The sequence below is a fragment of the Oceanicoccus sp. KOV_DT_Chl genome (assembly GCF_900120175.1).
Lineage (GTDB): Bacteria > Pseudomonadota > Gammaproteobacteria > Pseudomonadales > Dasaniaceae > Oceanicoccus.
On record NZ_FQLF01000002.1, the window covers coordinates 759681 to 772103 of the forward strand.

Annotated in this window: 13 protein-coding genes; 9 read left to right on the plus strand and 4 right to left on the minus strand. The window is 46.1% G+C overall.

Features of this window, described 5'->3' with window-relative positions; all coding sequences use genetic code 11:
- Positions 1-137 precede the first annotated feature (137 nt).
- Both UNITIG_RS07200 and UNITIG_RS07205 read left to right on the plus strand, forming a co-directional pair.
- A complete protein-coding gene (locus UNITIG_RS07200) occupies positions 138-1439 on the plus strand; it encodes an ATP-binding protein (RefSeq protein WP_101757769.1) in 1302 nt (433 codons plus the stop codon).
- A 2-nt stretch (positions 1440-1441) separates the two neighbouring features.
- Positions 1442-1966 carry a response regulator transcription factor gene (locus tag UNITIG_RS07205; RefSeq protein WP_101757770.1) on the plus strand — a complete coding sequence of 175 codons (525 nt, stop codon included), beginning with the start codon at positions 1442-1444 and terminating at the stop codon, positions 1964-1966.
- A 12-nt stretch (positions 1967-1978) separates the two neighbouring features.
- Here UNITIG_RS07205 and UNITIG_RS07210 read toward each other — a convergent pair whose 3' ends face one another.
- Genes UNITIG_RS07210 through UNITIG_RS24155 form a run of 4 tightly spaced genes read right to left on the minus strand, consistent with a single transcriptional unit; the run spans position 1979 to position 5142 of the window.
- Complete coding sequence (locus UNITIG_RS07210) at positions 1979-2908, minus strand: GGDEF domain-containing protein (RefSeq protein WP_101757771.1); 930 nt, start codon at positions 2906-2908, stop codon at positions 1979-1981.
- 26 nt (positions 2909-2934) lie between these two features.
- Positions 2935-3399 carry a VOC family protein gene (locus UNITIG_RS07215; protein WP_159931118.1) on the minus strand — a complete coding sequence of 155 codons (465 nt, stop codon included), beginning with the start codon at positions 3397-3399 and terminating at the stop codon, positions 2935-2937.
- A gap of 25 nt (positions 3400-3424) precedes the next feature.
- Positions 3425-4912, minus strand: a complete 1488-nt coding sequence (gene ggt, locus UNITIG_RS07220) for a gamma-glutamyltransferase (RefSeq protein ID WP_235015302.1) — start codon at positions 4910-4912, stop codon at positions 3425-3427.
- An 11-nt stretch (positions 4913-4923) separates the two neighbouring features.
- Positions 4924-5142, minus strand: a complete 219-nt coding sequence (locus tag UNITIG_RS24155; protein ID WP_235015303.1) for a hypothetical protein — start codon at positions 5140-5142, stop codon at positions 4924-4926.
- Positions 5143-5556: 414 nt separating this feature from the next.
- Between UNITIG_RS24155 and UNITIG_RS07225 the strand changes: the two genes are divergently transcribed.
- The 7 genes from UNITIG_RS07225 (at position 5557) to UNITIG_RS07255 (ending at position 12400) form a co-directional block, all read left to right on the plus strand.
- Positions 5557-6231: an IS1595 family transposase gene (locus tag UNITIG_RS07225; RefSeq protein ID WP_101757773.1), complete on the plus strand. Its 675-nt coding sequence runs from the start codon at positions 5557-5559 to the stop codon at positions 6229-6231.
- Between the two features lie 43 nt (positions 6232-6274).
- Positions 6275-7135: an NAD-dependent epimerase/dehydratase family protein gene (locus UNITIG_RS07230; protein ID WP_101757774.1), complete on the plus strand. Its 861-nt coding sequence runs from the start codon at positions 6275-6277 to the stop codon at positions 7133-7135.
- 46 nt (positions 7136-7181) lie between these two features.
- A complete protein-coding gene (locus UNITIG_RS07235; RefSeq protein WP_101757775.1) occupies positions 7182-7985 on the plus strand; it encodes an SDR family oxidoreductase in 804 nt (267 codons plus the stop codon).
- Between the two features lie 104 nt (positions 7986-8089).
- Positions 8090-8899, plus strand: coding sequence for a hypothetical protein (locus UNITIG_RS07240; RefSeq protein ID WP_101757776.1), 810 nt, complete (start codon positions 8090-8092; stop codon positions 8897-8899).
- Between the two features lie 130 nt (positions 8900-9029).
- On the plus strand, positions 9030-10412 hold the full coding sequence (locus tag UNITIG_RS07245) for an MATE family efflux transporter (RefSeq protein ID WP_101757777.1): 1383 nt from the start codon (positions 9030-9032) through the stop codon (positions 10410-10412).
- Positions 10409-10981 carry a cysteine hydrolase family protein gene (locus UNITIG_RS07250; RefSeq protein WP_101757778.1) on the plus strand — a complete coding sequence of 191 codons (573 nt, stop codon included), beginning with the start codon at positions 10409-10411 and terminating at the stop codon, positions 10979-10981. Before UNITIG_RS07245 ends, UNITIG_RS07250 begins: the two co-directional genes overlap by 4 nt.
- A gap of 177 nt (positions 10982-11158) precedes the next feature.
- Positions 11159-12400: an efflux RND transporter periplasmic adaptor subunit gene (locus UNITIG_RS07255; RefSeq protein WP_101757779.1), complete on the plus strand. Its 1242-nt coding sequence runs from the start codon at positions 11159-11161 to the stop codon at positions 12398-12400.
- Positions 12401-12423 lie beyond the last annotated feature (23 nt).

A 12423-nucleotide genomic window follows, 5' to 3' on the forward strand; every position in this document is an offset into this window, starting at 1 on the left:
ACACTGGCAATCCACACCTCAACATAAACCATGCACTCAAGCTGACGGTGCGACAATTTGCCGCGACTGGCAAGCCATACTTGCCAGAACCAGCTGGGGTATACTGCTGCACTACACTGTATGACCGACTCACTAGTATGCCAAAAACCACGATATCGCTAACTGCCTCCGCCGCCAATCTGCGGCGGCTTGCGATTATTCGTCTCATTTTAATTCTGGGGCTGCTCACAGCGATCGGGTATATCTATCTATCGCTAAAAGCCGACATCATCCACCCTGTCTATCTCACCATTTTAGCGATACTCAGCCTGTTAAATATTTTGACCTTTTGGCGACTGCAAAAACCCTGGCCAGTCACCGATCTAGAATATTGCGCCCAAATTTTATGTGATATCGCAGGTATAACTGCACTACTTTACGTCAGTGGCGGCGCCACTAACCCGTTTGTTTCTTACTATTTAGTGCCTCTCTCAATTTCTGCGGCAGTATTACCCTGGCGTTACACCTGGGCCATATCCGGCTTATCGTTAGCCGCTTATACTGCGCTGCTATTTTACTACCAACCACTACCCGCTTTTCAGCCACAACAGGGAGTACATGCGGGCCACCACAGTAGCGGTATCAACTTACATATTTTGGGTATGTGGATGACGTTTGCGCTGAGCACGGCTTTAATTACTTACTTCGTTGTGAAGATGGCAAATGCCTTGCGCCTGCAACAACAACTACAAGCTAATAATCGGGAAGATATTTTACGCGACGAGCAAATACTGGCTGTCGCCACACTCGCTGCCGGGACGGCCCACGAACTAGGAACGCCTCTCGCCACAATGACGGTGTTAGTTGATGAGTTAATTCAGGAGTCGATCAAACCAGAGCAACTGGATGCAGACTTGTTGCTACTTAAAAACCAATTACACAACTGTAAAAAAATATTACAGGGTTTAGTATCCACGGCAGAAGCACATCAACCAGGGCATAGCAGCATGATCGCGGTTGAAGAATATATCCAAAACATCCTCGATCATTGGCAAGTACTGCGGCCACAAGTTAGTTTTTCACTGCATAGCAGTGAGATCCCACTTGGCTCAATTCAGGTCGACAGCACATTAGAGCAAGCGATTGTTAACTTGCTCAACAATGCTGCCGACGCTAACCCGGATAATATTGACGTGCATATATCGAGACAGGGTCAACAAGTACAGATCACCATTCGCGATCATGGTAGCGGTATCGACCTGGCCATCGCCGAGCAAATGGGCAAACCTTTTATCACTACCAAGGGCAAAGGTCTGGGTCTGGGCTTATTTTTAACCCACGCGACAATTAGCCGCTATGGCGGCAGCATCAAATTATTCAATCACCCTGAGGGAGGCGCCCAAGCGGAGCTACTGTTGCCGCTTAACTCAGCCACGCTCTCAAACAGCGAGAACCATTGACCATGACTCGTATTTTATTGGTTGATGATGACACCGCTTTTTTACAGGTTTTATCGCGCGCGCTGCAACGAAGAGAGTTTACGGTAAGCACTGCCGATAATACAGAACAAGCGCTGACACTAGCAAAGCAGCAAGAATTTGATCGCGCGATTATTGATTTAAAAATGGAGGGAGCTTCAGGGATAACCTTAATCCCCCAGCTAAAGTTGCACCAGCCTGAAATACAAATTGTTATGCTGACGGGCTATTCCAGTGTGGCCACTGCTGTTGAAGCAGTAAAACTAGGAGCCTTAAACTATCTATGCAAACCCGCCAACACAGAAGAAATTCTAGCGGCGTTTAACGATGCTACCGACGTCAATATTGCAATCCCGGAAAACAGGCCCTCGGTGGATCGTCTGGAATGGGAACATATTCAACGGGTACTTAAAGAACAAGACGGTAATATATCTGCCACTGCCAGGGCACTGGGTATGCATCGCCGCACCTTACAACGCAAACTGAGCAAGCGTCCGGTAAAAGAATAGATCAACACAAACTTAATCACTTACTTTATTTCTACCCGCTTCTTTAGCGCGATACAAAGCCGTATCTGCCACACTAACTACCTCCTCCCAAGATTGCTGGGAACCTTCAGCCACACCGACACTTACCGTCAGGAAAGACAAAGGAGATTGTACGTGCGGAATTTTTTCGGCCTCAACAGCATGGCGTATTCTATCAGCTGCAACTATCGCATCAGCGCGAGAAGAACCCGGCATCAGTAGTAAAATTTCTTCGCCACCATAGCGATACACTCGATCTACATCGCGCATATTATCCTGAATAATGAGTGCCAGTTTTTTTAACGCCTCATCACCCTGCAGGTGTCCGTAATGATCGTTATATTTTTTAAACCAATCAACATCAAGCAATGCCAATGCATAATATTTTTTGTAGCGAATGGCAGAAGCTTCGGTGAAATCTAACTCCACCTCCATGGCACGGCGATTACCAATATGCATTAAAGCATCTTCATTCGATAATAAATGCAGTTGCTGATTCAGGTTTTCCAATTCAACCTGTCGCTCAATCAAATGTACGTAGGCATTCACCATATCAGTCTGAGTGACCAAGCCGACCAGTTTTTCATCATCATCAACCACTAATATATGGCGTAACTTACGGCTACGGGCTAGCAACAAGGCATCGTACAAAGATGTGGACTGCTTGACACAAACTGGCTCACGAGTCATCACGTCGGCAACCTGCAATGCCGCAACCGCGAGATCACCATGTTGGTCGCCAGTAATATTTTCATTAAATATCCGCACCACATCACGCTCTGTGATTATACCCTGCGGGGCGCCATCCTCAGTAATTAATACACAGGAACAGCCATGCTCCTGCATTAATTTAATGGCGGACAACAACGACTGTTCAGGAGCGACTCCCGCTACAATATCTGTCATTAAATCAGCAATAATCATACCTTGGTCTCTTTACAACATTACACTCAACTAGCACTATTAATTTCTATTAGCTCTATTAATAAATCACCGGTGCTATTGGGATCCAAATAACATAATTTTTTCTCACCAAAATCAACTACACCGTTAGGTGTCACGTGACCTGGCACAATACCTACTTTTTCCAGTGCAGCAACAGCAGCCTCAATATCACTGACCAAATAGGCTACATGATTAATACCGGCCATACCGGAGGGCATAGCTAGCAACAATTCTTTAAAATATTCAGATACCGGCTCAATCAACTCAAACTCTGTGCCGCCCACAGTGACAAAGGCAAAGTTCGTCATCACCTCCACACCCGGTGGGTTAGCGGGGATACGGATATCATCATCGGTCACACCGTAAACGCGCTTAAAGTTAGCCAGCGCGGCATCCATATCGGTGACCACATGCCCAACATGAGCCAAGCCAATAATAAAATCTTTTAAATTGTTAGTTAATTGTGCCACTACCATTATTACCTTTTAGCCGAAATCAGTTTGCCATATTTTGTTTAACTATCCGCGGCTCTGCGGAAGCTTCAAATCCAGATGCCGTCGACTTGATCGCCATACTGGTACCGTTATAAGGGCGAAAATATAATTTGTGCCCCCTTTCTTCAAGGACGGTCTGCACAGGGGGCGGCAAACTTTTCTCGGCCATTGTCACCGCTGGCAACCACTGGTTGTGTACGCGAGGTGTGGCCAATGATTGCTGTACTGACATACCCAGATCTAACATATTAACCAAGCCTTGAACAACCTGGGTAATAATAGTCGGGCCACCGGCAGCGCCTAAAGCAATTAATGGCTTACCTTGATGCACGACTATAGTCGGACTCATACTTGATAAAGGCCGTTTACCTGGCTGAATATTGTTAGCCTCGTTCCCCACCAGACCAAAAGCATTAGGTACGCCAGGCTGAATTGAAAAATCATCCATTTGATTATTCATCACTACACCGGTACCCGGAATAATTACTTTAGAACCAAAGCTGGTATTGACCGTTGTGGTAATCGCCACCCAATTACCCCACTTATCTGCCGCTGAAATATGCGTTGTGTGCTTACCAAAAAAATCAATCTCTGCATTTGGCGGCAGACCGTGCTGCACATCTGTCGCTGCCTTTTTCATATTGATTGTTGTCGCTAACTGTTTGGCATAGGCTGGATCAATCAAACCTTTAGGCACAGATACAAAATCAGGATCGCCCAAAAAATGTGCCCGATCAGCAAAGGCCAATTTCATCGCCTCTGCTAGCAGATGGTAACGATCAGCTTCTGATAATTGACTAACGTCGAATTGCTCTAGAATATTTAGAATTTGTGCGACATGAACACCACCAGAACTTGGAGGCGGAAAGCCATATATAGTATGCCCGCGATACTGACTTTTGATGGGTTCACGCTGCAGCATTTGATAGCCACTAAAATCTTCATAGCGGACAATACCACCATTGGCCTTCATCCATAGATCGACTTCTCTAGCGAAACCACCCCGATAAAAATAATCAACGCCGTGCTCAGCTATTTGTCGATACGTTTTAGCTAAATCCGTTTGTATAAACTGATGCCCCGCCGGCCAAGGCTCACCTTTGGCATCCAGATAGACAGCAGCACTAGCCGGAAATAACTGCAGTTTTTTTTGTGTCGATTTAATCCGCGCATTGGAAACGTGACTAAGGGCAAAACCTTGTTCTGCGACATCCGCGGCCGGTAGCAAACACTCTTTCAGAGTGAACTTTCCACCCTGCGATAACATATAGTCATAGACTGCCAGTGAACCTGGAACACCGATAGCCAACGCTCCGGTCTGACTCAAATCACTATTGGCCTTGCCATCGCGGACATACATATCACGATACGCTGCAGCGGGCGCCATCTCTCTGCCATCCAATGCCTGCACACGACCATCCGCATAACGAATCAATGCAAAATTACCGCCGCCAATACCGGAATTATGACCATCAACCACGCCCAGCATAAGCGCTGCCGCTACTGCAGCATCGAGGGCATTACCCCTTTTTCAAGCATATTGAGGCCGGCCTGAGTCGCCAACGGATGTACAGTAGCCACGGCACCGGCAGCATTCTCACTGGTTCTGGCGTAGTTGGCAGCATCGCTGTAAAGGCTTTGCGCAACAGCCTCCGCCGCCATCACTAGCCAGCTCGCGATAACAAACACTACCGTCACTGACCGGATACCCACTTTCATAATTTGCCTCAATTGATTGATTTTGCAGACTTAAATACTTAACCGGCAAAGGTACCACAATCATCACGCCGGCACGATTGTGACTTTATTAAAGAACGGCTTTACTACGCTAAATGCAATGCCCACTAGTTATTGCTGCCATTAATTGAATAAAATCAGCAACCACCGGTTATCTTTTCAATGCTTTACACTTTGGCTTTATTGGGTGGAAATAACTTAATATTCAACGGTTTAATTACATAAATAACTAAGAAACCACTAAAAAAACATGAATTGTCGTCCTAAGGTCTATTGACTCAAATGATATAATGATAGTATTTTAGGTCTTATTAAATAGCTTAATGATATTTCTATATAACAATTAAAACCTTTAACCGTAGTTTATATCACTTTAAGAAGCCTAAAACTTAAACCATGCCCGATACTAAAAATCGATATTACAAGCACTCCCGCGTTTCTGAAGCCAAATTTCGGCAGATTTTACGCTGCTTTGCCATGGATCTGACTGCCACTGAAACGGCTCAATTGACCGCGATCAGTGTGCGCTCTATTAACAGCATCTTTTTAAAAATTCGTGGTCGGGTCACGGAATTGTGTGAACAAGAATCCCCATTCCCCAGTGATGACGAAAGTCGCGGCAATAATATTGTTGCCCACAACAGCCAGTCCCCGACTGACCCGCTGAATAAGTACCTCGCCTTTGGTGTTTACCGGCGTGGTGACCAGATCTATACCGAATACGCGCCCATGCCAATTCGCGCACTGCTGCATCGCAGCAACCGCAGCGGCCCTAATTTGACGGAGTTGGTGAATCATGAAAGCTGGAAAGCTTATGACGGCTTAGTTGATGTCAACCAGACCCGACTATATCGAATGAACACCACCCATGCTGTCACCGGCGAAATTATAAATACCATGAATAGCGTTGACTCGTTTTGGAGTTTCGCTAAACGCCGCTTGGTGCAATTTAACGGCATTCACAAACATACTTTTTATTTACACCTAAAAGAAACAGAATTTCGCTTTAACTACCGTCGCGATAATTTATATCGTGTACTGTTGAAAGTACTGCGAACCAATCCTTTATAACAGCGACTGGCTGAATAACGGCCAACCACTAACTGGAGATATCATGAAAGTATTAATTTTAGGCATGGGCCACGTTGGCAAAGCCTTAGCCAGCAGACTACGCAGTGCCGGCCACAGTGTAGTAGGCACCACGACAACTCCTGCTAAAGTTGAAGATCTTAAACAAGTTGCCGATGAAGTTGCCGTATTGACGGGCGCCGATACCGACAAAGTGATCGCCGCGGCAAAAGGGTGCGACGCCATCGTAGTAACCGTTGCCCCTAATGTAAAAAACACTCGAACTATTGAAGAGCGCCACGTGCATTACCACGAGGTACTGGTTAAAAGTTGTGCCAGTGCAGCGGCTGCCTGTGACAATATATATTTCTGCTCTTCTTTTTCTACGTACGGTGATGGTGGTGATGGCAGCGATGCGATTACTGAACTCACCCCAACATCCAACCACGAAGAACCATCGTCAAAATATTACCAGGCTGCCGAGCAAGAAGTGCTGGCCAAGCCTGGTGGTTGCGCGCTGCGCTACCCCGATATGTACGGCGCCCCTGGAGATATGACCTTCCCGGAACGGGTCGCGATGAGCCACAAATTTTTTGCTGGCAAAACCATATTTGGCCCAGACGCACCTTTATATGCCATTCATTTTGAAGATGTCGTTGAATCTATCTATCACGCCCTAACAAACAAACTCAGCGGCCTTTATAACGTCTGTGACAATGGCAACGTACCCTACACCAACAAACAGGTATTTGATGCGATATGTGATGAAGAAGGTCTTGAGCGTCTGGAGTTCATCAACCAAATCAAAGCACCCAATCGTAAAATATCCGCACAAAAATTTTATGATACCGGTTATAGCGTCAAACATAGCGACCCCAATGCCGCCGTAGTAGAGCGTGCAAAATAATTCTGCGTGCATTGGCAGATAATCGACATATGAATAGGCAGGTGATATGAGCAACGTAGTAATAACAGGAAGCAGTAAAGGCATAGGCTTTGGCCTAGCCCGTGAGTTCGCCCTGCGCGGACACAATGTTGTTATTGCTGGTCGCAGCCAACAAAGTGTGGACGATGCTATTACTCGTATTACTAAGCTGCCTGGTACGATTATTGGCCTACCCTGTGATGTCGCTGAAAAAGAACAAGTGCAAGCTTTATGGGACATTGCCACCAAGACATTCGGTAGCGTTGACATCTGGATTAATAATGCAGGACTCGCCTGCACCACTGAAAAAATTATCGACTATTCCAACGATGATGTGCAAGCGATGGTAAAAACCAATGTACTTGGCACTATTAATGGCTGCCAGGTTGCCGGCTCAGGCATGCTTCAACAGGGCTCGAAAGGCGGCAAAATTTTCAACATGCTCGGTGGCGGCTCAGACGGACAGTATTTTCCGGGTATGGGTATTTACGGCACTACCAAACGGGGCTTGAACTATTTAACCAATGCCATGGTGAAAGAGTTTAAAGATAGCAACGTAATTATCGGTGGTATCCGCCCCGGCATTGTTATCACCGAAGCGGTTATTCGTGAAGCTCAGCAAGATTTAGAAAACTTTCAAAAACAGCGAAAAATCATGAACATTCTTGCTGACAAAGTTGAAACTGTAGCCCCATTTTTAGTCGACGGCATCCTTGCTTTCAATAAACCTGGCAAAGAAATCGCCTGGCTGAGTGGCAGCAAAATCGGTATGCGCATGATGTTTTCGCGCTTCAGCAAACAACAAGACAAATTTGAAGAGTACGGATTATGAGCAAACCTGTTGCTAAAATATGCCGAGGTATTCCTCCTCCAATTAGCCTGCAATTTAGCCTTTAAAATTTAATCAGAAAATTTAAACATATACCGGAGCACAACATGGCCTCTGATACAAAATCGATACACGACTTTTTAGCCGAAAACCCTGATGTTGATGTCAGCAAATACTGGGAGCGCTGTTACAGCATCCTCACTGATATCAAAAACAAAATTGCCGAACGTTTTCCCAGCATGGAATTACACCCAAGCTGTGCTGGCAAGGAATACTATCAATCTCCGAATGGTGAATTCGAAGGCTCTATGCAAGCCTGGACTGGCGAAGGCTGCGACTGGCTGGTGAATTCCTGGTTAGGCAATCGCAAGGCCTCCATTCTGGACATGAATGCGACCGCCTTTCTAGGGCAGGAAACCGACGTACCGCACTGGATTATGGTATTCGGTACCGTGCCGAAATTATTTTTCTATTTTGATTTCACGCCGCGCCGCAACATTATGACGGATATGGATTATCTGGATAAATACTACGGTCCAATCAATGAAGAGTATTTAGCGCTACGAGGCAATACCAACTTCCAATGGAATGTGAGTCACGGCACTTATATGCGAACGCTTACCAACCCATCAACCCAGAGCTTAACGGCAGAATTAAATGATGAAAATATTTCCATCGTTGAAGAGTACGCCTATAAAATGCTGGATCACTGGCTAGGCTGGTTAGATAACGCCGAAACCGTCCCTGAAGATCAGCGAGTCGAATTACAAAAATTTGATTACACTGTCCGCAGACTGGGTTACGAACGCGATCCAATGAACAAACTGGCAGTCAATGTATTTGGTGAAGATAAAGTCCATGACATGTTAATGACCCGCATGGGTGAGCAACAAATGGAAGATACCAAACGTTATTAATTTAACGCCTCTAAAAAAAGGCGAGGCACCCAGTAGGTGCCTCGCCTTTTTTTTACCAAACTGAACATTAGTGACTATCTTTAGTCCAAATCACCTGTACCGCCAATAACATCAATCACTGAGCTGAGCATTGATCAAACCATTGACACATAAGCAGGGTAGCTGGCGAGAAGTATGGGCACTAGCCGCGCCCTCTAGTGCAGTGTTTTTTATGGTGACACTGGCTAATTTAGCGACCATAAAAATTGTGGCGCCGCTTGGAGCGGATGCACTGGCTGCCGTCACTACCGGGGCGCGACTCTATAATATTTTTAACGCCGTAATGATTGGACTGTCTGCAGGTACTCTTGCACTGATCAGTCGCTCCTGGGGGGCAAACAATAAACACGCTGCGGCCTCGCTACTAAGTACCTCGCTGCTAATTAGCTTACTTATCGGCATCAGCATGACGGCGCTGATGTTGTTATCAGCACCGGCTCTGGTCTCTTTACTTGGACTCAGTCACTCAGCCTATACCGTCGCAGTGGATTACGTACGATGGTTCTCACTGTTTTACACCCCTATCGCTGCTTACATTATTCTTGCTGCAGGCCTGAGAGCTGCCGGAGATGCCCGCAGCCCGATGATTTTTGCTGCCCTTATAAACCTGCTCATCGTGTTGCTGGGCTATTGGCTGACTTATGGCGGACTGGGCATGCCCGCCTATGGTGTAACCGGCACGGCAATCGGCAGCGGCTTAGGCAACTTATTGGGGGTACTAGTGGCTTTTTGGTATTGGCAGCAACAACGGCTGCCACTAAAACCCACCCATATAAATTCGGCCCAACGTAAATTGCAAATGCAACAATTATGGAAACTGGGCTACCCCGCCGCCATGGAACAAGGGGTTATGCAAATTGGCTTTATCGGTTTCCTCTGGGTCGTTGGCCATTATGGCACCGCTGCTTATGCGGCCTATGGCACCGGCGTAACATTATTATCACTCTCCATGGTGATTGGTTTTGGCTTTTCGATTGCCGGCTCAATTCTGGTAGGCCAGCAGTTAGGGGCCAATAATATCGAGGGTGCCAAGGCTGCAGGCTGGCGCGCAATGTGGCAGTCCATCATTATTTTGGTGGTGCTCTCACTGATCATGGCCAGCTTTGCATCGCCTTTAGCACATTGGTTGGTACACGATGAAGAAGTCGCCGGCTACACGGTTTTATTCATTTATGTGTTCTGTCTGGCGCAACCTTTTATCGCCATCGACATGGCTTTAGGTGGTGCGCTTCGCGGCGCTGGTGACACTCGCTTTCCTTTGTACGCTGCCATTGCGGGCTTAATTATTATTCGATTTGGTCTGGCAATAATTTTTATGTGGCTGGAATTTTCCGTTGTGTGGATTTATGGTGCCGTTATCGGCGACTACGTGGTAAAAAATATTCTATTCATTTGGCGCTTTAAATCTGGCCACTGGATAAAACATTTACCCAATAACCATCCCCCTATTGATGAGGACTTAATAACTCCATGAAAGCGCTACTCTGCCTCGATTTTGAAAATGATATTGTTCACCCCGATGGAAAAGTGTCTGCAAAAGGTTACGCTGCCTACAATGCCAAATACGAAAGCACTAACCACTTGAAAAGAGCACAGCAACAATTTCGCGCCGCCGGCTTGCCGGTATTGCATGTCCGCGTTGGTTTTTATCCCGGCTACGCGCAACAACCTAAAGGCTCTCCTCTGATGGGAAAAGCCCATGAATTTGAAGCGTTTAACCTTAACGGTTGGGGCGGTGAATTTTTTGCAGAAGTAGCACCGCAGGGCGACGAGCTGATTATCACCAAACACCGGGTCGGCGCCTTTCACGCTACCGCACTGGAACTAACCCTTAATACTCTCGGTGTTACCGAACTCTATCTAGCCGGCGTCGCTACCGATATGGTGGTGGAGTCCACCGCTCGCGAAGCCCACGATCGTGATTTTGCCGTTACTATTATTAGCGATTGCTGTATTGCGGCCAGTGATGAAGACCAACAGCGCAGTCTGATCAATATGCGAAAATTAGCACGCATCATCACGAGCTTGGAACTTAAGTGCTAATTTCCACTCGAAATACCCTCGCAAACCCTCTCATATACTGACTATTATGTACCAAGATAGTCACAATGAACTGACGAATTTTCGAAATTCAATAGAAAAAGCCTGATAGAAGGGATTACATTAGCGATAAAACTGCCATAATTAAGCCAGAACCTAATAATAAATGACGGATATCATATGGATCGTGCCCGGCAACAACCCCTCAATGGAAAACTGTCCCCTCTCGTTATTATCAGTAGCGTAGTCATCATTGCCATTGTGGTCAGTTTAATCATGCTCGATTTTGGCAGCCCTCGTATTGATCGTGACGATCTACAAACCGATACTGTACAACAAGGCGATCTCACCATTCAGGTGAACGGTAATGGCGTGCTACTACCCAAAGATATTGAATGGATAGCCTCCAGAGTAGAAGGTCGCGTTGCTGCCATCCATAAACGTGCTGGCGACATCGTTGCCGCCGGTGAATTATTAATAGAGTTAAACAACCCTGCCTTGGTGACCGCTGCCGAAGAAGCATTATCCGCTCTCGAAGGCGCCAAAGCAGAAAAACTTTCCTATTCAGTGGATCTGGAGAATCAATTACTCAATCAAAAATCCATCAGCCTGCAAGCGAAATTTGCCTATGAAAGCGCCAAACTAAAATTAGACGCTGAAACGCAATTACGAAAAAAGTCTAATATTATTGCTGATATAGACTATCAACGTACCCAACTTGAAGTTAAACAGTTACTGGCGCGTTACAGTATCGAACAAGAGCGCCTGCAAAAAAGCCAAACCAATACCGCCGCGCAACTCGCGGCCAAAGATGCCTACATCAAGCAACTCAGCAAAGCACTCGACCGCAGCAACGATAAAGTATCGGCATTAGCAATAACCGCCAGCATAAGCGGCGTTTTACAATCAATGAATCTAGAAATTGGGCAACGACTATTACCGGGCAACGAAATCGCTAAAGTAGCTCAACAAGACCAACTATATGCAGAGTTAAAAATATTAGCCCGTCAGGCGACTAACATTGTGCTTGGCCAGGATGTCATCATAGATACACGCAACGGCACAACAACAGGACATGTTAGCCGCATAGACCCTGCCGTAACTCAAGGCTCCGTAATTATCGACGTCACGCTTAACGGCGAGCTACCCAAAGGGGCTCGCCCGGAGTTGCAAGTTGAAGGCATCATCACCACCGCTATACTGCGCAATATTTTATATGTCGGTAAACCAAGTTACAGCAAAACAGATAGCCAAATCAGTGTTTATAAAATTGAAGGCGATTATGCCCAGCGATTGTTTATTCAAACCGGACAAGCCTCTATGAATAATATCCAAATCATTAGCGGGCTAAAAGCGGGGGACGAAATAATTTTATCTGACAGTAGCGATTGGCAACAGCACGAAAAAATTCTGATTAATTAAGCCTATTCACCCAACATAAATAA